This window comes from Cupriavidus necator A5-1, from assembly GCF_000744095.1.
Taxonomy (GTDB): Bacteria; Pseudomonadota; Gammaproteobacteria; order Burkholderiales; family Burkholderiaceae; genus Cupriavidus; species Cupriavidus necator_A.
Genome location: NZ_JQLI01000008.1, coordinates 658,705 through 678,985, shown reverse-complemented (window position 1 = coordinate 678,985; position 20,281 = coordinate 658,705). Strand labels below are relative to the sequence as shown.

Annotated in this window: 21 protein-coding genes and 1 pseudogene; 8 read left to right on the top strand and 14 right to left on the bottom strand. The window is 66.8% G+C overall.

Going from position 1 to position 20,281, the window contains the following annotated elements:
- Positions 1–163: 163 nt before the first annotated feature.
- The 5 genes from K307_RS27345 (at position 164) to ybiB (ending at position 5,402) form a co-directional block, all read left to right on the top strand.
- A complete protein-coding gene (locus tag K307_RS27345) occupies positions 164–811 on the top strand; it encodes an ANTAR domain-containing response regulator (RefSeq protein WP_042883956.1) in 648 nt (215 codons plus the stop codon).
- Positions 812–1,201: 390 nt separating this feature from the next.
- The gene (locus K307_RS27340; RefSeq protein ID WP_042883955.1) at positions 1,202–2,512 is read left to right on the top strand and encodes a CmpA/NrtA family ABC transporter substrate-binding protein; all 1,311 of its coding nucleotides are present in this window, start codon (positions 1,202–1,204) and stop codon (positions 2,510–2,512) included.
- 57 nt (positions 2,513–2,569) lie between these two features.
- Positions 2,570–3,475: a nitrate ABC transporter permease gene (gene ntrB / locus K307_RS27335; protein ID WP_042887468.1), complete on the top strand. Its 906-nt coding sequence runs from the start codon at positions 2,570–2,572 to the stop codon at positions 3,473–3,475.
- Positions 3,476–3,500: 25 nt separating this feature from the next.
- Entirely contained in the window at positions 3,501–4,304 is an 804-nt protein-coding gene (locus tag K307_RS27330; protein ID WP_042883954.1) for an ABC transporter ATP-binding protein, read from the top strand.
- 93 nt (positions 4,305–4,397) lie between these two features.
- Positions 4,398–5,402, top strand: a complete 1,005-nt coding sequence (gene ybiB, locus K307_RS27325) for a DNA-binding protein YbiB (protein WP_042883953.1) — start codon at positions 4,398–4,400, stop codon at positions 5,400–5,402.
- Between the two features lie 170 nt (positions 5,403–5,572).
- On the opposite strand, the gene K307_RS27320 is transcribed toward ybiB, so the two are convergent.
- On the bottom strand, positions 5,573–6,451 hold the full coding sequence (locus K307_RS27320) for a pirin family protein (protein WP_042883952.1): 879 nt from the start codon (positions 6,449–6,451) through the stop codon (positions 5,573–5,575).
- Between the two features lie 349 nt (positions 6,452–6,800).
- On the opposite strand from K307_RS27320, the gene rpoH reads away from it, so the two are divergent.
- Positions 6,801–7,730: an RNA polymerase sigma factor RpoH gene (gene rpoH / locus K307_RS27315; protein ID WP_042883951.1), complete on the top strand. Its 930-nt coding sequence runs from the start codon at positions 6,801–6,803 to the stop codon at positions 7,728–7,730.
- A gap of 100 nt (positions 7,731–7,830) precedes the next feature.
- Here the strand turns inward: rpoH and K307_RS27310 are convergent, their stop codons facing one another.
- From K307_RS27310 to K307_RS27290, 5 genes are all read right to left on the bottom strand, one after another.
- Positions 7,831–8,451 (bottom strand): SCO family protein, encoded by a 621-nt coding sequence (locus K307_RS27310; RefSeq protein WP_042887467.1) that lies wholly within the window; start codon positions 8,449–8,451, stop codon positions 7,831–7,833.
- A 134-nt stretch (positions 8,452–8,585) separates the two neighbouring features.
- Positions 8,586–9,530: a heme o synthase gene (cyoE, locus tag K307_RS27305; RefSeq protein WP_042883950.1), complete on the bottom strand. Its 945-nt coding sequence runs from the start codon at positions 9,528–9,530 to the stop codon at positions 8,586–8,588.
- Positions 9,527–10,630 carry a COX15/CtaA family protein gene (locus tag K307_RS27300; protein ID WP_042883949.1) on the bottom strand — a complete coding sequence of 368 codons (1,104 nt, stop codon included), beginning with the start codon at positions 10,628–10,630 and terminating at the stop codon, positions 9,527–9,529. The genes cyoE and K307_RS27300 overlap by 4 nt, the downstream gene beginning before the upstream one ends.
- Before the next feature lie 10 nt (positions 10,631–10,640).
- Positions 10,641–11,297, bottom strand: a complete 657-nt coding sequence (locus K307_RS27295) for an SCO family protein (RefSeq protein WP_042883948.1) — start codon at positions 11,295–11,297, stop codon at positions 10,641–10,643.
- Positions 11,298–11,365: 68 nt separating this feature from the next.
- Positions 11,366–12,145, bottom strand: coding sequence for an SURF1 family protein (locus K307_RS27290; protein ID WP_042883946.1), 780 nt, complete (start codon positions 12,143–12,145; stop codon positions 11,366–11,368).
- A 120-nt stretch (positions 12,146–12,265) separates the two neighbouring features.
- On the opposite strand from K307_RS27290, the gene K307_RS27285 reads away from it, so the two are divergent.
- On the top strand, positions 12,266–12,478 hold the full coding sequence (locus K307_RS27285; protein ID WP_042883945.1) for a twin transmembrane helix small protein: 213 nt from the start codon (positions 12,266–12,268) through the stop codon (positions 12,476–12,478).
- Between the two features lie 116 nt (positions 12,479–12,594).
- Here K307_RS27285 and K307_RS27280 read toward each other — a convergent pair whose 3' ends face one another.
- The 8 genes from K307_RS27280 to K307_RS27250 all read right to left on the bottom strand — a co-directional run bounded on the left by K307_RS27280 (position 12,595) and on the right by K307_RS27250 (position 19,416).
- The gene (locus K307_RS27280; protein WP_042883944.1) at positions 12,595–13,455 is read right to left on the bottom strand and encodes a cytochrome c oxidase subunit 3; all 861 of its coding nucleotides are present in this window, start codon (positions 13,453–13,455) and stop codon (positions 12,595–12,597) included.
- Positions 13,456–13,610: 155 nt separating this feature from the next.
- Positions 13,611–13,835, bottom strand: a complete 225-nt coding sequence (locus K307_RS27275; protein WP_042883943.1) for a DUF2970 domain-containing protein — start codon at positions 13,833–13,835, stop codon at positions 13,611–13,613.
- A gap of 41 nt (positions 13,836–13,876) precedes the next feature.
- Positions 13,877–14,485, bottom strand: a complete 609-nt coding sequence (locus K307_RS27270) for a cytochrome c oxidase assembly protein (protein WP_042883942.1) — start codon at positions 14,483–14,485, stop codon at positions 13,877–13,879.
- 28 nt (positions 14,486–14,513) lie between these two features.
- Entirely contained in the window at positions 14,514–14,645 is a 132-nt protein-coding gene (locus K307_RS49870) for a cytochrome oxidase small assembly protein (RefSeq protein WP_230626368.1), read from the bottom strand.
- A 70-nt stretch (positions 14,646–14,715) separates the two neighbouring features.
- A complete protein-coding gene (gene ctaD / locus K307_RS27265; RefSeq protein WP_042883941.1) occupies positions 14,716–16,323 on the bottom strand; it encodes a cytochrome c oxidase subunit I in 1,608 nt (535 codons plus the stop codon).
- A gap of 38 nt (positions 16,324–16,361) precedes the next feature.
- A complete protein-coding gene (gene coxB / locus K307_RS27260; RefSeq protein ID WP_042883940.1) occupies positions 16,362–17,615 on the bottom strand; it encodes a cytochrome c oxidase subunit II in 1,254 nt (417 codons plus the stop codon).
- 59 nt (positions 17,616–17,674) lie between these two features.
- The gene (locus tag K307_RS27255) at positions 17,675–18,184 is read right to left on the bottom strand and encodes a DUF2244 domain-containing protein (RefSeq protein WP_042883939.1); all 510 of its coding nucleotides are present in this window, start codon (positions 18,182–18,184) and stop codon (positions 17,675–17,677) included.
- Positions 18,185–18,456: 272 nt separating this feature from the next.
- Positions 18,457–19,416 carry a methyltransferase domain-containing protein gene (locus K307_RS27250; protein ID WP_196251623.1) on the bottom strand — a complete coding sequence of 320 codons (960 nt, stop codon included), beginning with the start codon at positions 19,414–19,416 and terminating at the stop codon, positions 18,457–18,459.
- On the opposite strand from K307_RS27250, the pseudogene K307_RS27245 reads away from it, so the two are divergent.
- A pseudogene (locus K307_RS27245) lies at positions 19,405–20,254 on the top strand (ComF family protein). The gene K307_RS27250 and the pseudogene K307_RS27245 overlap by 12 nt on opposite strands.
- Positions 20,255–20,281: the final 27 nt, after the last annotated feature.

Below are 20,281 nucleotides of genomic sequence, written 5' to 3'. Positions count from 1 at the left end.
GCCCGGCGCAGCAGGGCAACAGGATACACCGCGCGAGTTGGCTGCGTACGAAGGCATACAATGAATCCAGGCATCCTCGCAGCTGAGCCGCACCGGCTTGGCGCATCGTGACCACCCTGACCCGGCGCGAATCTTGCATGGCGCACTGCAACAGAGCCTAGCCATGACCCGACGCCATCCGCCCCCCTCGCCCACGTCGAATGCCGCACCAGCCACCTCCACCGGCGGCCGGGTGCTGCGCATCCTTCTCGTGCGCGATCCGCTCGACGCCAATCCGCTGAATGTGGAGACCATCCGCGGCGGCCTCGTCAGCGCGGGCTTTGCCGAGATCCAGATCGTCGACGCCGACCTGCGCCTGCCTGACGTCATCACGGCGACTCAGCCGGATATGCTGATCATCGCCTCGGAATCTGCCGCGCGCGACACCATCGAGCACGTCTGCGTGTCGACCCAGCACGCCCCACGGCCGATCGTACTGTTCACCGATAACGACGACAGCCAGCGCATCAAGGCCGCGCTGACGGCCGGCATCACCGCCTATATCGTCGACGGCCTGCGCGCCGAGCGCGTCAAGACGGTGCTCGACGTGGCCTATGCCCGCTTCGAACTCGATCAGCAACTGCGGGCGGAGCTCGACGCCACAAAGCTCAAGCTGGCCGAGCGCAAGGTGGTCGAGCGCGCCAAGGGCCTGCTGATGCAGGCGCGCGGCATCACCGAGGACGAAGCCTACAAGCGCCTGCGCAGCATGGCGATGGAGCGCGGGCTGAAGCTGGTGGATGCGGCGCAGCGCGTGATCGATGTGATGGGCTGACCGCCAAGCCGCAGTGCGTGGTCCGCACGCGGCTGGTGCATTGCACGATCCTGGCGCCGCTGAAGCGGTGCCTTCCCTTCCTGCTGCCTCCCTCTCACTCCCCCTAATGCGGCGGAGTCGATCCCGCACGCACCGCGTTCGGACATTCCTCACCAAATCGCGTGCTGGGGCAACGTCGCCGCCACAATCACGCCCGTAAATGTTGCACTGCACAGGCTGGCACACGCCTTGCGTTATGCAGGTATCGGCCAACGGCGGCCGATCGACAATTTCGGCGGACACGGCCAACGCGGGCTGCGTCACGCCACGGACAACGGCGTCCCTGCGCCGCGCCGGTCTTCTGACGAAGCCGGCTGCGGAATGGGGACGCTTTTTTTTTGGAGCCATGCAATGCCCTCTCGCCTCAGGATTGCCAAGCCGCTGCACGCAGCCGTCCACGTTTCCGACGCTGCCGCCGATGCAGTGCCGGCCAGCAGCGGCCGCCGCCGCGTGCTCGCCACCATTGCAGGCGCCAGCGTGATGACGCTGGTCGACCCGCTGGTGCGCGCCGGGGCGTGGGCAGCAGGCTCGGACGCACCGGAGAAGACCGACGTGCGCATCGGCTTTATCCCGCTGACCGACTGCGCCTCCGTGGTGATGGCATCCACGCTCGGCATCGACAAGAAGTACGGCATCAAGATCACGCCGACCAAGGAAGCCTCGTGGGCCGGCGTGCGCGACAAGCTGGTCAACGGCGAGCTCGACGCCGCGCACGTGCTGTACGGCCTGATTTATGGCGTGCAGCTCGGCATCGGCGGCCCCAAGAAAGACATGGCGGTGCTGATGAGCCTGAACAACAACGGCCAGGCCATCACGCTGTCGTCCAAGCTGGCGGAGAAAGGCGTCAAGGACGGCGCCAGCCTGAAGGCGCTGATGATGAAGGAGAAGCGCGACTACACCTTCGCCCAGACCTTCCCCACCGGCACGCACGCGATGTGGCTGTACTACTGGCTGGCGGCCAACGGCATCAACCCGATGCAGGACGCCAAGGCCATCACCGTGCCGCCGCCGCAGATGGTGGCCAATATGCGCGTGGGCAATATGGACGGCTTCTGCGTGGGCGAGCCCTGGGGCGCGCGCGCCATCGCCGACAAGATCGGCTTCACTGCCGAGACCACGCAGGCGATCTGGAAGAACCACCCTGAGAAGACGCTCGGCACCACCGCCGACTTCGTGCAGAAGTATCCCAACACCGCGCGCGCCATGGTGGCAGCGGTGCTGGAGGCCTCCAAGTACATCGACGCGTCGGCTTCCAACCGCCGCAAGACCGCAGAGACCATCGCCGCCAAGTCCTACGTCAACACCGACATGGACATCATCCTGGACCGCATGCTCGGCCGCTACAACAACGGCCTGGGCAAGACCTGGGACGACCCTGACGCAATGAAGTTCTACCAGGACGGCAACGCCAACTACCCATACCTGTCCGACGGCATGTGGTTCCTGACGCAGCACAAGCGCTGGGGCCTGCTGAAGGAGCATCCGGACTACCTCGCGGTGGCGAAACAGGTGAACCGCATCGACGTCTACAAGCAGGCCGCCAGCGCGGCGCAGGTGCCGCTGCCCAAGAGCGATTTCCGCAGCGCCAAGCTGATCGACGGCGTGGTCTGGGATGCCAAGGACCCGAAGGCCTACGCCGATGGCTTCAAGATCAAGGCCTGACGAAATTCGGGCCGCCACTTCTCTCACTGATCCGCAGTGCCCCAAATGGAGCCAGACGTGAATGCCATCGCCCATACCGCGCCCGAAGGCGCAACCGTGGCCCCTGCGGCCGACCCCGACACCAAAGAACGGGCCCGCCGGCGCGAGCAGGAACTCGCCGCGCAGGAACGGCGCGCGCAGCGCCGCGAGGCAGTCGGCGCGCTGGTGCTCAAAATCGTGCCGCCGGTACTGGGCTTTGCCCTGTTCGTGCTGGCCTGGCACGGCATCGCCACGCTGATCCCGGCCATCCCCACGCCGGGTGCGACGTGGAACGCCGCGGTGCCGCTGTTTGCCGACCCGTTCTACCGCAACGGGCCCAATGACCAGGGCATCGGCTGGAACGTGCTGGCGTCGCTGGCGCGCGTGGCCGCGGGCTTCGGCCTGGCCGCGGTGATCGGCATCCCGGCCGGCTTCCTGATCGGGCGCTTTGCCTTCCTGAACGCGATGACCGCGCCGGTGATCAGCCTGCTGCGCCCGGTCTCGCCGCTGGCATGGCTGCCGATCGGGCTGCTGCTGTTCAAGGCCGCCAACCCGGCCGCGATCTGGGCCATCTTTATCTGCTCGATCTGGCCGATGGTGATCAACACCGCGGTCGGCGTCACGCGCGTGCCGCAGGACTACCTGAACGTGGCGCGCGTGCTGGATCTGTCCGAGTGGAAGGTGTTCACCCGCGTGCTGTTCCCGGCCGTGCTGCCCTACATGCTGACCGGCGTGCGGCTGTCGATCGGCACCGCGTGGCTGGTGATCGTCGCGGCCGAGATGCTGACCGGCGGCACCGGCATCGGCTTCTGGCTGTGGGACGAGTGGAACAACCTGAAGGTCGAGCACATCGTGATCGCGATCTTCGTGATCGGCATCATCGGGCTGCTGCTCGAGCATGCGCTGCTGGCGCTGGCCCGGCGCTTCAGCTACGGCGCCAATTGACACGCGGGACAGAGGGAGAGAGGCCATGCAAAAGTTCGTCAGCATCGAGAACGTCGGACAGACCTTCAAGACGCGCAAGGGGCCGTTCGTCGCCCTGCGCGATATCAACCTGCAGATTGCCGAAGGCGAGTTCATCACGCTGATCGGCCATTCCGGCTGCGGCAAATCCACGCTGCTGAACCTTATCGCCGGCCTGGCCACGCCGACCACCGGCGCGCTGATCTGCGCCGGGCGCGAGATCGCCGGCCCGGGGCCGGAGCGTGCGGTGGTGTTCCAGAACCATTCGCTGCTGCCGTGGCTGACGTGCTTCGAGAACGTCTACCTCGGCGTGGAGCGCGTGTTCGCCGCCAGCGAAAGCAAGGCGCAGCTCAAGGCGCGCACGCACGACACACTGGCGCTGGTGGGCCTGACGCATGCCGAGAACAAGTACCCGCACGAAATCTCCGGGGGCATGAAGCAGCGCGTGGGCATCGCGCGCGCACTGGCGATGGCGCCCAAGGTGCTGCTGATGGACGAACCCTTCGGCGCGCTCGATGCGCTCACGCGCGCGCACCTGCAAGACGAGCTGATCAAGATCGTCGCGCGCACCCGCAGCACGGTGGTGATGGTGACCCACGATGTCGACGAGGCCGTGCTGCTGGCCGACCGCATCGTGATGATGACAAACGGCCCGGCGGCCACCATCGGCGAGATCCTGAAGGTGGACCTGCCGCGCCCGCGCGACCGCGTCGCGCTGGCCGACGACAAGAGCTACCACGCCTGCCGCACCGCGGTGCTGGACTTCCTCTACCGCAAGCAGCGCAACCCGGCGCTGCAGGAGGCGGCCTAGCCTCGCCCGACCGCCGCGCCCCATCGGCGGCGATGGGCGCGGCGGCCTTGCTCCGCTATCATGAACCCAGAACAGACTTCCACCCACGCCGCCATGACCACGCCCGCCGCCACGCTTGCCGCACCCTTCCCTGCCGCCCGCTATATCAAGGAGATCGGCCGCGGCGTCAACGGCGCCCGCGCGCTGCCGCGCGAGGATGCCCAGGCCTTGTTCGACGCCATGCTGGCCGGGCGCGTCTCCGACGTCGAACTCGGCGCCGTCCTGATGGCCTACCGCATCAAGGGCGAGGCGCCGCACGAACTGGCCGGCATGCTCGAGGCCGCCCATGCGCACTGCGAGCCGCTGCCCGGGCCGCCGGACCGGCAAGTGGTGGTGATTCCCAGCTACAACGGCGCGCGCAAGCAGCCCAACCTGGTGCCGCTGCTGGCGCTGCTGCTGGCGCGTGAAGGCATCCCCGTGCTGGTGCATGGCTCGCGCGAGTTCAACGGCCGCGTCACCAGCATGACGCTGTTCGCGGCGCTGGGCATTCCCCTGTGCGGCACCACAGCCGAAGCTTCGGCGCGGCTGCGCGATGGCACCGACCACGGGCCGCTGGCGGTGCTGCCGGTCGATGTGCTGTCGCCCGGCCTGTCGCAGCTGCTGGACCGGCGCACCGTGATCGGGCTACGCAATTCTTCGCACACGGTCGCCAAGATGCTGCAGCCGGTGGGCGAGCACTCCCCCGCCGAAGGGCTGCGGCTGTACAGCTACACGCACCCGGAATACCGCGAGACGCTGACCGACTACTTCTCGCACGAACCCGCCAACGTGCTGCTGGCACGCGGCACCGAAGGCGAAGTGGTGGCCGATGCGCGCCGCAACAGCCGCATCGACTGGCTGCATGAAGGGCACCAGCAGACGCTGGTCGATCCTGTCGGGGGCTCGCTGGCTGAAGTGCCGGAGCTGCCGCCCGGCAGCGATGTCGACCAGACCGCGGCCTGGATCCGGCGCGTGCTGGATGGCGCCGTGCCGGTGCCGGCGCCGATCGCCACGCAGATCGAGGCAATCCGGGAATGTTTGCGGCAGGGAACGCGGGTGACCTGGGCGAGTCCGGTTTGAGCCAGTGGGTTAGCACCGTTGGCCCCGCTTGATGTGGTTCCTAGCTAAACCACCCCTCACCCCGGTCCCTCTCCCCCTGAGGGGAGAGGGAAAACACCTCGCTTAGGCTAGCTCGGGCGGCTTGGGCGCACCCAACACCGGTCTCCTCTTCTGCGTGGATGAAACGCGTTTCAGGGCTTGCGCGGCGGCAGCGGGATGCGCTCGCTCTCATCGCCCGGCACCCGCGGGAACTGGTCATCCTCCCAGCGCCTGGCGGCGGCCTCGATCGCTTCCTTGCTGCTCGCGACGAAATTCCAGTAGATAAAGCGCCGGCCGTCGGTCGGATCGCCACCCAGCAGCATCACGCGCGACGGCGCCGTCGCCAGCAGCGTGGCGCTCTGGCCGGGCGTCAGCACCACCATATGCTCCGCCGGCAGCGGCTCGCCGTCCAGCGTGACAGCGCCGTCCACCGGGTAGATGCCGCGCTGGGCATGCTCGGCCGGAATTTCCACGCTGGCGCCCGCGTCCAGCTCGATCGCCACGTACAGCGTGCGGCTGAACACCTTGACGGGCGAGGTCTTGCCGAAGGCATCGCCGGCGATCACGGTCATGCGCACCCCGGGCCGCTCGATACGCGGCAGGGTCTCGGCCGGATGGTGGAAGAACGACGGCTCGTCGGACTCGTGCGATTGCGGCAGCGCCACCCAGGTCTGGATGCCGTGCAGCCGCGCGCCCGCCGCGCGCACATGGTCGGGCGAACGCTCGGAGTGCACGATCCCGTGGCCGGCGGTCATCCAGTTGACGTCGCCCGGACGGATCGCCTGCTCGCTGCCCAGGCTGTCACGGTGGATGATCTCGCCCTCGAACATGTAGGTAACGGTGGCCAGGCCGATATGCGGATGCGGGCGCACATCGGCTCCCTCCCCGGGCGGCAGTTGCACCGGCCCCATATGGTCGAAGAAAATAAACGGCCCGACCGTTTGGGTGGCCGCCGCAGGCAGCAGCCGCCGTACGGTGAAATCGCCCAGGTCGCGCACATGCGGCTTGAGCAAGTGTTCGATAGCAGACATAACTTCTCCGGTGGAATAAGAGAGGCTCGCAAGCATGCCAGCGTGGCGTCGCTTGCGTCGAGTGTAGCCGCTGGTGCAACAAATCATTCCACCAGCAGGCAGAACCGGCGGGGTACGCTTTGCTCTAACACTGAGTGTGCCCTGCCGCGAGTATCCCGGACGACGCCTGATTGCAAAATAGCTATCCAATTCATGTTTGCAATCGCCGGGAACTATCGCGACCATCAGGACTCCAATTAGCACTCACCCGGCCTGAGTGCTAAGATGCGTTGCAGTGCCGCCGCCCATCCCAAGAGAAGGTGCGCGGCGCACCGGCAACCGAACCGCCGGATGCGAAAGGAGCCATTGAGTGAACGCAGTCTTGTCTGCTGACCAAAACCTGACCCCCAGCCGTCTGCCGACGGCCCCGAAGCATGGGGGTAGCCTGGCGCTGACCTTCCCGGCCACGCTGGGCAATCTCGACAGCTATATCCAGGCTGTCCACCGAATTCCGCTATTGACCGCGGAGGAAGAGCAGCGCCTGGCGCGCGAGCTCCGCGAACATGATTCCGTTGACGCCGCCCGCCGCCTGGTGATGTCCCACCTGCGCCTGGTCGTGTCGATCGCCCGCCAGTACCTGGGCTACGGCCTGCCGCACGCCGACCTGATCCAGGAAGGCAATATCGGCCTGATGAAGGCGGTCAAGCGCTTCGACCCCGACCAGGGCGTGCGCCTGGTGTCGTACGCGATGCACTGGATCAAGGCCGAAATCCACGAGTACGTGCTGAAGAACTGGCGTATGGTCAAGGTGGCGACCACCAAGGCCCAGCGCAAGCTGTTCTTCAACCTGCGCAGCCACAAGCAGGGCTCGCACACGTTCACGCCGGAGCAGGTCGAGGCGGTGGCGCGCGAGCTGAACGTCAAGCCCGAAGAAGTGATGGAGATGGAAACCCGCCTGTCGGGCGGCGACCTGGCGCTGGAAGGCCAGATCGACGACGGCGAGGAGGAATTCGCCCCCATCGCCTACCTGGCGGACAACCACAACGAGCCCACGCGCGTGATGGAAGCCAAGCGCCACGACCGCATGCAGGTCGAAGGCCTGGAAGAAGCGCTGGCCAAGCTGGACGAGCGCAGCCGCCGCATCATCGAGGCGCGCTGGCTGAACGTCGAGGACGACGGCTCGGGCGGCGCCACGCTGCATGAGCTGGCCGACGAGTTCGGCGTCTCGGCCGAGCGCATCCGCCAGATCGAGGCCGCGGCGATGAAGAAGATGAAGGGCGCGCTGCAGGCCTTTGCCTGATTCCGCCGCCCTGCCAGAAGCAAAAAGGCCGGTCCACTTGGACCGGCCTTTTTGCTTGCCTGTTCGGCACACCTGCGGCGTTATGCCGCACCCTCGGGCATCACGACAGCAGCTGTTTCAGGTCGTGCGCGATCGGTTCCGGGCCCTGGCCGTGGCGGATAAACAGGCGCAGGCGGCCATCCGGGTCGAATACATAGCTGCCGGCGGAGTGATCCACCGTGTAGTTGTTCGGCGACGAGCCCGGCACCTTGGCGTAGAACACCTTGAAGTCCTTGGTCACCTTCTGCAGCGCGGCTTCGTCGGCCGGGCGCAGGCCCAGGAAGCGCGGGTCGAAGGCAGGCACGTACTGGGCCAGCAGCGCCTGCGTGTCGCGCTCCGGGTCAAGCGTCACGAACAGCACCTGCACGCGGTCGGCGTCGGGGCCCATCTGCTCCATCACTGCCTTGAGCTCGGCCATCGTGGTCGGGCACACGTCCGGGCAGTGGGTGTAGCCGAAGAACATCACCACCGCCTTGCCCTTGAAGTCGGCGATAGTGCGCACCTTGCCGGTATGGTCGGTCAGCGAGAAGTCCTTGCCGAAGTCGGCGGCACCGCTGATGTCGACATTGCGGAACGATGCCTTCTGCTGCCCGCAGGCAGCCACGGCCAGCGCAAGCACGGCCAGCAGGGAGAAGCGGCGGAAGGCGGAAAACAGGCCGGAGGCAGGACTGGGGCGGGGCATGCGGCGGGAACCGGTCAGGGGGTGGGAGGGAACCAGCGGCGCCGCAGGCGCGCGGCGACAGCTTGCAGTATCGCCGATCGCGCCGCCGCGCTGCGCCGGCCGCGACAAGATGCCGCAGCCGAGGCGCCCCAGGGTCAGACCTGCGGCACGAACTTGAAGTAGTGATCGACCAGCAACGCCGCGAACAGCAGCGACAGGTACAGGATCGAGAAGCGGAAGGTGCGCTGCGCCAGCTCGTCCGAGTAGTTGCGGTACATCTTCCAGGCGTAGGCCAGGAAGCCCGCGCCCAGCGCCAGCGCGGCCGCCAGGTAGATGTAGCCGCTCATGCCGTAGACGAACGGCAGCAGCGTCGCGGCGATCATGACCAGCGTGTACAGCAGGATATGCAGCAGCGTGTAGCGCTCGCCGTGCGTGATCGGCAGCATCGGCAGGCCGGACTTGGCATAGTCGGCACGGCGGTACAGCGCCAGCGCCCAGAAGTGCGGCGGCGTCCAGGTGAAGATGATCAGCACCAGGAACCACGCTTCGGCCGGCACCTCGCCAGCCACCGCGGCCCAGCCCAGCGCCGGCGGCATCGCCCCGGACAGCCCGCCGATCACGATGTTCTGCGGCGTGGCCGGCTTGAGCAGGATGGTGTAGACCACCGCATAGCCCAGGAAGGTGGCGAAGGTCAGCCACATGGTCAGGTCGTTGGCGAACTCGTGCAGCAGCCACATGCCCGCGCCGCCGAGGATGGCGGAGAACACCAGCGTCTGCCGCGTTGTGATCTCGCCAGTGGCGGATGGGCGCCAGGCCGTGCGGCGCATCAGCGCATCGATCTTCTGCTCGACCAGGCAATTGATGGCGAACGCAGCCCCGGCCAGCAGCCAGATGCCGGCGGCGCCGCCAATCAGCACGCGCCACGGCACCATGCCGGGCGTGGCCAGGAACATGCCGATGATGGCGCAGAACACCGCCAGCTGCGTCACGCGCGGCTTGGTCAGGGCGGCATATTGTCGGGCAAGGTGCCGGATCCGGCTCAGCTTGCCAAGCGAATGGGGGTGTGTAGCGGTAACCACGGAAGGGGTCTTGTCTTTCATGTGGCGCGGGCGGCGTTCGGCACGGGGGCAGGAGCGCGGGCGGCCCGGGTCGCGAGCCCTATATTGTAGTGGAGGCGGACCAGCAGCAGCAGGAGCACCGCCGCGCCGCCGTTGTGCGCGACCGCCGCCACCAGGGGCCAGTCGAACACGATATTGGACATGCCGGTGGCCAGCTGCAGCACCAGCGTGCCCAGCAGCCAGCCGGCCGCGCGGTCCAGCCCTTCGAGCCGGCGCGCGCGCAGCCCGAACCACGCCAGGTAGCCGAGCACGATAAAGGCGAAGCCACGGTGCACCCAGTGGATCGCCACCAGCGCCGCGTGCGGGATGTAGTCGCCGTCGGCGGTCATGCCCAGCTGGCGCCACAGCGTGAAGCCGTGCGCGAAGTCCATATCCGGCACCAGCTGGCCGTTGCACAGCGGGAAGTCGGTACAGGCCAGCACCGCGTAATTGGTGCTGACCCAGCCGCCCAGGAAGATCTGGATCACCAGCAGCAGCAGGCCGATGCGCACCGGCCAGCGCAGGCGCGCCGCCTGCGGTGCGACCAGGTGCGGCGGATCGTTACGCGAGCCCAGCCAGATCAACGCCGCCAGCAGGCTCATGCCCAGCATCAGGTGCGTGACCACGATGATCGGCTGCAGCTTCATGGTGACGGTAAAGGCGCCGAACGCGCCCTGTATGCACACCAGTGCCAGCACGCCGGTGGCGAACCACGGCGACTGCTTCAGCTCGCGCCGCTTGACCCACGCCAGCACCATCAGCGCGATGATCAGCACGCCCACCGCCATGGCGAAATAGCGGTGAATCATCTCGATCCACGCCTTCACCAGCGTCACCGGCCCGCTGGGCAGCGCGGTCTCGGCCGCGCGGATCGGCTCCATCGCGGCGTGCGGGTTGGAGTGGCCGTAGCAGCCGGGCCAGTCCGGGCAGCCCAGGCCGGAATCCGTCAGCCGCGTGAAGCTGCCGAACATGATCAGGTCCAGCGTCAGGAATGCGGTGATCCAGACGAGCTTGCGGTATTTGTTGCGATCGCCCTTGACCAGCACGTAGCACAGGGGCAGCAGCGCGATCAGGATGCCGATGATGGCCAGTTGCAGCAGCATGCCGTCCCCCTCAGCCGATCCGCGAAACCTTGAGCAGCTTCTTCAGGTCGCCACTCATCTTCTTGGGGTCCGGGTCCTGCGGGAAGCGCATCATCAGGTTGCCGAGCGGGTCGACCAGGAAGATCGTATCCTCGGCGCGCTTGCCGGTCTCGGCCGGCAGCCACTGCTGCGCGGCCTGGCGGTCGATGCGCAGGAAGCGCACGCCGGCGTAGGGCTCGTTGTAGGCGGCGCTGAGGCGTTCGTCGACCTTGCCCTCGTCGGTGATCAGCCACACCGGCACGATGCGCTCGCGGTCCTGCCCCTGGCCGGCGCGGATCTGCCGGATGGTGAAGAGTTTTTTCGCACAGGCCTCGTCGCAGGCCGACGGATCGGACGTCACCAGCAGCCATTTGCCGCGGAACTGCTCCAGCGGCACGGCTTGGCCGCGCTCGTCGGTGACGCGCACCGGCGGCATCGGCCGCTGCGGGTCGACCAGCGCGCCGTAGTTGCTGGCGCCGCCGCGCGGCTTGATGACGTAGTAGGTGAAATACGAGGCAATCACCGGCGAGGCGCACACCAGTAACAGCATCAGCATCTGGAAGCGGCCGCGGCGCGTGCGCGCGTCGATGCGGGGATCCGGCGGCGTAGCCGTGACGGCCGGAGCCGGAGCGGAGTCTTGCTGTGCCATGGGTACGTCTGTCCTTTGTTTCGGCAAGCGCACGCCCCGGAGAGGGCGCGTGCGTCAGTTCATTCGGTTCAGGGTGCGGTCGAGCCCGCCGCCAGCCGGCGCGCGCGGCGCCAGCCCAATACGACCACCAGCACCACCGTCAGCACGGCCAGCCCGAACCACTGGAAGGCGTAGCCATAGTGCCGGTCCGCGCCCAGGTCGGCCGGGGCCCAGTCGCGCGCCAGGCCGTCGCCGGTATCGCTGCGCTGCTCGACCACCAGCGGATGCAGCGCCAGCCCGGTTTCGGTGGCATACGCCGCAATCTCCACGTTCTGGCGGATCTTGCTGCCGGCCTCGGCGCTGGCCGGCTGGCCCAGGCTATAGACCCGCGGCACGGCCGCCAGTGCCGTGCCCTCGATGGTCACCTCACTCTCCGGCGTCGGGAACGGTGCGATCCGGGTGCGGTCCTGCGCGTCGCGCGGCAGCCAGCCGCGCAGTACCAGCACGGCCTGCATGGCGCCGACATCACTCGCGGGCGCGCGCTCAGGTGCAGTGATCCGCAGCGGCGTCAGCACGAGGAAACCGGCGCGGCTGTCGTTGCCATTGCCGTGGGGGCGATTATCCAGCAATACGGTGCGGGCCGTGTCGAAACGCCCCGTCACACGCACGGTGCGGTCCGTCACAAGTTGCGGCAGCGGCGCCCTGCCTAGCACCACCGGCGGCTGCGCTGCCAGCGCCTGCAGCCGCGCGGCGCGGCCTTCTTTCTCATGCGCGCGATTGAGCTGCCAGTTGCCGAGCGCGCAGGTGATGGCGACCACCACCAGCGCGGCGGCCAGCGGCAGCGGGCTGAAGATGCGGCGTGCCGTCATCGCGCGATCATGCCCGTCAGCGCCGCGCGCGTGAGGCCGGTGCGATAATGGGCGAATCCGATGCCCATCGCGGCTACCCCAACGAGACCGCGGCCCGATCCGCAGCCAACCTGCCCCGCCATGCGCTTTGTCATCATCGTCGCCTTTATCCTGATCATTGCCAGCCTGGCCTCCGCCCTGTTCTTCATGATGCGCGACCGCGGCAAGACGCCCAACATGATGCGCTCGCTGATGCTGCGCGTGGGCTTTTCGGTGGCGCTGTTCCTGTTCATCCTGTTCTCGAACTGGATGGGCTGGATCCACAGCACGGGCATCCGCATGACGACGCCCTGAAACACCAGGCCCCGCAAAAGACAAACGCCGCAGGCTGGCAGGCCTCCTGCGGCGTTTGTCTTTTGCGTCGGCGCCGGCGGCCCCGGTCGGGGCCCTGCCGGCGGGTACAGCGTGACTTACAGCCAGTACACCACGACGTAGAGCAACAGCCACACCACGTCAACGAAGTGCCAGTACCAGGCGGCGCCTTCGAACGCAAAGTGGTTCTCGGGCGTGAAGTGGCCCTTGAGCACACGGCCCAGCACGACCGCCAGCATGATCGCGCCCATGGTCACGTGGAAGCCGTGGAAGCCGGTCAGCAGGAAGAAGGTCGAACCGTAGATGCCCGAGGTCAGCTTCAGGTTCAGTTCCGAGTAGGCGTGCATGTACTCGTACACCTGCAGGCACATGAAGATCGCGCCCAGCAGGATGGTCAGCACCATGCCCTGGATCAGCTGGCTGCGCTTGCCGGCCAGCAGCGCGTGGTGCGCCCAGGTCAGCGTCAGGCCGGACATCAGCAGCAGCGCGGTGTTGATGGTCGGGATCGGCCACGGGCCCATGGTCTGGAACGACTCCACCACGCCGGCCGGTCCGAGGTTGGGCCACACGGCGGCAAAGTCGGGCCACAGGATCTTGTTGTTCAGGTCACCCAGCCACGGCATGGCAATGGCGCGGGCGTAGAACAGCGCGCCGAAGAAGGCGGCGAAGAACATCACTTCGGAGAAGATGAACCAGCCCATCGACCAGCGGAACGACACGTCGATGTTCCTGCCGTACATGCCGCCTTCGGATTCGCTGATGGCATCGCCAAACCAGCTCTTGAGCACGAACAGGAACCACAGCAGGCCGAAGCCGCACAGGTACGGCGCCCAAGGCTGCCCGTTCACCCAACCGGCGGCACCCGCGCCGCTCATCAGCAGGCCGAAGGCTGCCGTGATCGGGTGGCGCGACGGGCCCGGCACGAAGTAGTACGGAGCGTTTGCGCGATTCGCACTCATTCTTTTTTCTCCAGCTCAGAGTCTTTGATTCGGTATTCGTTATCCGCGCTTTGGCGCTCCGGGCCGCCCGCCTCCTCTGGGCCGGCCGCGCCGCTGCGGCTGTTTTGTTCTGCGACTGCCTGCGACTGCTTTTCTTGTCTACCCTTCCTGCCCTGCTACCCCGCCGCCTGGCTCACCACCAAGCGCACGATGACGACCAGCACCGCAATGAAGATGGCCGCCGCGATCACTCCGGCGATCACCACGTGCACCGGGTTCAGCCTGGCCATGTCGCGCTCGTGCTCCGCGCCCTTGCGCAGGCCGATGAACGACCACAGCACCGCGCGCATGGTCTGCGCGAACGACATCTTGCGCTTGACCGCGTCCTTCATCTCATCCATCGCCCGTCCTCCGCAACGCCGGCATGCCGCGCCGGCCGGCTTCAGATGCCCTTGCCTGCCGGCGCCGGCTGCGGCGCCAGCTGGCCTTCGGGCGCCTGCGCCACCGGCGTGCCCACCTCGAAGAAGGTGTACGACAGCGTAATGTTCTTCACATCCTTGGGCAGCGCGGGATCGATGACGAACACCACCGGCATCTCGCGCGCCTCTTTCGCCTTGAGCGTCTGCTGCTTGAAGCAGAAGCACTCCAGCTTCATGAAATACTGGGTCGCCTGCTTGGGCGCGTAGCTCGGGATCGCCTGCGCCGAGATATCGCGCGGCTGCCCGTTGGCCACCTCGTAGACGATCGTCGCCATCTCGCCGGGATGCACTTCCATGCTGTTCTTCACCGGCCGGAAGGCGAAGGGCCCGCGCGCGTTGGAGTCGAACTCCACCGTGATGGTGCGGCTCTTGTCGACCTGCGTGTTCTTCACCGCGCCGTGCAGCTCGCGCGTGGTGATCACGTTGATGCCGGTGATCTCGCAGATCTTCTTGTACAGCGGCACCAGCGCATAGCCGAAGCCGAACATCACGGCCACGATCACGACCAGCCGCAGCATCATGCCGCGGTTGAACCGCTTCTCTGCTTCCCTGCCCTGCTGGTCGATGCTCATCTCGCTACCCTGCAGCTACCCGGCCACTTCAGCCAAGGAACACCATCTTGGCAAAGAACCCCAAAAAGAAAACCACCACGATCGACAGCAGGATCAGGCCCAGGCGCCGGTTGGCGGCTTTCTGGTCCGGGTGTGATGGATTTTTGTCTGGAGCCTGCATCATTTGCTTACCTGCCGGCGCGGGAGGCGGACGCTGCCGCCTCCCGCTGCCTGATTACGCTGGTGCCGCCTTAGCGGACCTGCGGGGGCACTTCAAAGGTGTGGAACGGCGCCGGCGACGGCACGGTCCATTCCAGGCCCTCGGCACCTTCCCACGGCTTGTCCGCGGCCTTCTCGCCGCCACGGTACGACGGCAGCACCACGAAGAAGAAGAAATACACCTGCATCAGGCCGAAGCCCAGGGCACCGATCGACGCGATCGCGTTGAAGTCCGCGAACTGGGTCGGGTAGTCGGCATAGCGACGCGGCATGCCGGCCAGGCCCAGGAAGTGCATCGGGAAGAAGGTCACGTTGAAGAAGATCAGCGAACCCCAGAAGTGGATCTGGCCGCGGGTCTCGTTGTACATGAACCCGCTCCACTTCGGCCCCCAGTAATAGAAGCCCGCGAACAGCGCGAACAGCGAGCCGGCCACCAGCACATAGTGGAAGTGCGCCACGATGAAGTAGGTGTCCTGCAGCTGGATGTCGATCGGGGCCACCGCCGGCATCAGGCCGGTGAAGCCGCCGATGGTGAACACAAAGATAAAGCCGATCGCGAACAGCATCGGGGTCTCGTAGGTCATCGAGCCGCGCCACATGGTGGCGATCCAGTTGAAGATCTTCACGGCCGTCGGCACCGCGATCAGCATGGTCGCGTACATGAAGAACAGCTGGCCGGTCACCGGCATGCCGGTCGTGAACATGTGGTGGGCCCACACGATAAACGACAGGATGGCGATCGAGGCGGTGGCGTACACCATCGAGCTGTAGCCGAACAGGCGCTTGCGCGAGAACGCCGGCACCACCTGCGAGACGATCCCGAACGCCGGCAGGATCATGATGTAGACCTCGGGGTGGCCGAAGAACCAGAAGATATGCTGGTACATCACCGGGTCACCGCCGCCGGCGGCCGAGAAGAAGCTCGTGCCGAAGTGGCGGTCGGTCAGCACCATCGTGATGGCGCCGGCCAGCACGGGCATCACGGCGATCAGCAGGTAGGCGGTGATCAGCCAGGTCCAGCAGAACATCGGCATCTTCATCAGCGTCATGCCGGGGGCGCGCATGTTGAGGATGGTCACGATGATGTTGATCGAGCCCATGATCGACGATGCGCCCATGATGTGCATCGCGAAGATGGCCATGTCCATGCCCGGGCCCATCTGCACCGACAGCGGCGCGTAAAGGGTCCAGCCAGCGGCGGTGGCGCCACCGGGAGCGAAGAACGAACCGGCCAGCAGCAGCGCAGCGGGCGGCAGCAGCCAGAAGCTGAAGTTGTTCATGCGCGCGAACGCCATGTCGGACGCGCCGATCTGCAGCGGGATCATCCAGTTGGCGAAGCCGACGAAGGCCGGCATGATCGCGCCGAACACCATCACCAGGCCGTGCATGGTGGTGAACTGGTTGAACAGCTCGGGGCGGAAGAACTGCAGGCCGGGCTCGAACAGCTCCAGGCGGATCAGCAGCGCCAGCACGCCACCGGATAGCAGCATGATGAACGAGAACAGCAGGTACAGCGTGCCGATGTCCTTGTGGTTGGTGGCGAACAGCCAGCGGCGCCAGCCATGCGGGTGATCGTGCGCGTGGTCGTCATGCGCATGATCGTGCGGATGGGCGAGCGCGTCCGGGGTAGCAGTACTCATCGCAAATGCTCCTCTAATCCTGTTCTGTCTTCAGCGGGTCAGCCCGCGACGCGGTCGCCCGCGAGGCTGGCCTGCTTGTCTGCAGGCTTGGCTTCGGCCTTGGGAGCCTCGCCGCCTGCCGCGCCGCCGCCTTCGGGGAATTTGCCCGCGCGGCCATTCACGAAGTCGCTCGGCTGGATCACTTCACCCGTCTTGTTGCTCCAGGCGTTGCGCGTATAGGTCATCACCGTGGCCAGCTCGGTATCCGAGAGTTGCTTCCACGACGGCATGCCGCCCTTGCCTTCCAGCAGGATGTGCATCTGGCCGGCCTTGGGGCCGTTCACGACCTTGGAGCCGTCCAGCGCCGGGAAGGCGCCGCCGCCCTTGCCGTTGGGCTGGTGGCAGACCGCGCAGTTGGCGGCGTAGATCTTCTCGCCGCGCACCTTCGACTCGTCCAGTGTCCAGGTCTTGTTGGGATCGTCGGCCTTGGCCGCCAGCTCCTTCTTCTTGCCATCGACCCACTTGGTGTAGTCGGCATCGGAGACCACGCGCACCACGATCGGCATGAAGGCGTGTTCCTTGCCGCACAGCTCGGCGCACTGCCCGCGGTACACGCCGATCTTCTCAGCCTTGAACCAGGTGTCGCGCACGAAGCCCGGGATCGCATCCTGCTTGACGCCGAAGGCCGGAACCATCCAGGCGTGGATCACGTCGTTGGCGGTGGTGACGATGCGGATCTTCTTGTTGACCGGCACGACCAGCTCGTTGTCCACCTCCATCAGGTAGGTGTTGGACTTGGGCTGCTCGTTGTTGATCTGCTCGCGCGGGGTGGTCAGGGTCGACACGAAGGAGATGCCCTCGCCCTGGCCCTTCAGGTAGTCATAGCCCCACTTCCACTGGTAGCCGGTGGCCTTGATGGTGATGTCGGAGTTGGTGGTGTCCTTCATCGCCACCACGGTCTTGGTGGCCGGCAGGGCCATTGCGATCACGATCAGGAACGGGACGATGGTCCAGATCACTTCGACCGTGATGCTTTCGTGGAAGGAAGCTGGCTTGGAGCCCTTGGCCTTGCGGTGCGTGAAGATGGAATAGAACATCACGGCGAACACCGCGACGAAGATCACCGTGCAGATGATCAGCATCATCCAGTTCAGCCAGTGAATCTGTTCGGCGATCTTGGTAACCGGCTCGGTCAGGTTGAGCTGGCGCACGGCGGGGCCGCCTGGCATGTCGCTCACCGCGGACGCCGCCTGGCTGGCAAGCAGGGACGCACCTGCCAGACAAACTGCGGATGCCTTCTTCCACATTTTCATTTGTTATCTACCCAATTTACAGATTCAGATCTGTCCCCGCCTCCGCCCCCGCCGCCTCCTCAGAGGCGACGCAGGACCGCTGCGAGCTCCTGCGCGAACTTGCGTCGCCGGTACGGGTCCACGTAACACCCCACCTGTACCTCACGCCCGCCCGAGCGCAGCGTCACCAGCGCGCGGAACGATTCACCCAGTTCGACCCGCACCCAGCGCGGGTTGAATTCCTGGCGCGTCACCTTTGTGCCGCTGGCTGTCTCCACGACCAGCATGCCGTCGGTAATGCTGACGCGCTCATAGTCTGTCGCATGGCGCGCATACACCAGCAGCGCGATCCCCAGCCCGATCAGCTCGATGCTGGCAAACGGCAGCACGAGCCAGGACCCTTGCCACGCGAAAAACAACGCGATGGCAAGCGAAACAGTGAGGATCGAGAGGTAAAACCAGCCGACCTGGCGTGGAGACAGCGAGCAATTTCGCTTCATCAGCCAGTCGTGGGGCGTGGGGAGAGGTCCGTCGAGATTTCCGCCGGAGTCACCACCTGCCGTCTGGAGTGCGATACCCAAGTCTTGCATCGCCAACCACTCTGCATCGGATGCACACCCGGGACGATGGCGCCCGGGTTGCACAGTGCGGGTGCAAAACCAGGACGTTCTTGTGCCAGGGGACCACTGCGACAAACTGGCGCATTATAGGGCGCTTCCCCTACACGGACAAGGGCGCACCTTGACCGGAAGGCTTGCGCGCCGCTTGGTTCTGTGCATGCGCAAACGCCCCGCAATCTCCCTGCACGCCGCGCCAGCGCTCGGTCTGCGGCAATCTGTCGCACGTGCAAGTTAACTCTGTTTTAACCTGCCTTGCGCGGCCTTGCACGGCCGATCTGGTCCAGCGGCACCACGGCGCGGCCTTGGTCGTCCAGCGCCTGGCCGCCGCGCGGCGCCAGCTTCCACGCATGGCCGTAGACGATCTCGAAAGTCAGCGGGATCACGCCGTCGGCGTTGCGCCGGCGCTCCAGCGCCTGGGTCAGCGCCTGGTACCAGCCGCGGCCGCGCAAGCCCTGCGGCAACGCGCCCTCCGGGCCGCGCAGGCCGCCGAAGGCCTGCACCTCGCGCAGCAGCGTGGCGGGCGACTCGTAGGTCACGGTCAGCGATTCCATATCCATCACGGGCGTGGACCAGCCGCTGTGCACCAGCATGTCGCCGATATCGTGCATGTCGACAAAGCGCAACGTATGGGGCGCGTCGTCGACTTCGGCAAAGGCGGCGCGCAACTCCTTGAGCGTATCCGGGCCGAACAGCGAGAACAGCACCAGCCCCTCGTCGTGCGTGACGCGGTGCCACTCCGGGAACACGCGGTGCGGCTCCGGATGCCAGTGCAGCGCCAGGTTGGACCACAGCAGGTCGAAGCTCGCGGGCGCAAAAGGCAGTGTGGCAAGATCGCCCTGGACCAGGTCGAACAGGGGCCGCTTGCCCAGCATGCGCCCAAGCCAGCCCGGACGGCGCTGCGGGTCGCGCTGGCCGGCTTCGGCCAGCATCGCGCCGGAAATATCGAGCCCGGCGATGTGCGCATCGGGAAAGCGCGCGCGCAGCCCCGCCAGGCCCTGGCCGTGGCCGCAGCCGATATCCAGCGCACGCTGCGGCGCCAGGCGGATCACCTCCATGCGCTCCTGCATGCGGCGGCCGATCTCGCCCAGCAGGAAGTCCAGTTGGCCGAAGCCTCGGCTGCGCCGGTCGAAGGCGAGCCGGGTCAGGCGCGCGGGCGGCAGGAAAGCGTTGGGGTCGGGGGATTCAGCGGCATGCAGGGACACGGACAGACAGGGCAGCAAGAAGACCAGGAAGCGGCACAGGTGCAGGCACGGGCGCCGGGCGAACGCGGCCGCCTTGCCCGATGGGCCACGGCCGGACGGCAAGTATACGCGCGCGCCGCGCTGGCCGCCCGGAGCGCGCTGGCCGGCGCCGGGCCGGCGCTGCTGCCGAGCGCTTGCGCGCTGTGCGGCGCGGTGCAGCGCGACGTGGTGTGCGCGCCCTGCGCCGGCGACCTGCTGCGGCCGGTGCGGCGCTGCATCGCTTGCGCGCTGCCACTGGGGCGTCATTTCAGCTGCCCGGCGTGCGCCGCGATGCCGCCGGCGTTCGACCACGCCTGGACGTTGGGCGACTATGCCTCGCCGCAGGACCACCTGGTACTGGCGCTCAAGTTCGGCTAGGCGCTGCCGCTGGCGGGCTGGCTGGTGGCCCGGCTGGCGGCCCGGCTGGCGGCCGGACTGCCGGCGGCGTGGGCCAGCGCCCGGCTTGGACCGCCCGACCTGGTAGCACCGATTCCGCTGTCGCCACAACGCCTCGCCGCGCGCGGCTTTAACCAGGCCTGGGAGATCGCGCGGCCGCTGGCGCGCGGTCTTGGCCTGCGCGCCGATCCGGTGCTGCTGCAGCGCCAACGCGATACCGGCAGCCTCGCTGGACCTGGTGGCACGGCAGGTGAACCTGCGCAATGCGTTCCGGCTGGGGCGTCCCATGCGGCTGGATGGCCAGCATGTGGCGCTGGTAGACGATGTCATGACTTCCGGCACCACCCTGCACGAAGCGGCCCGCGTGCTCAAAGCGCATGGTGCTGCCCGCGTCAGTGTGATCGTGGCGCTGCGCACGCCCTAGGCCCGGATGACAGTGAACGGTGCGCGC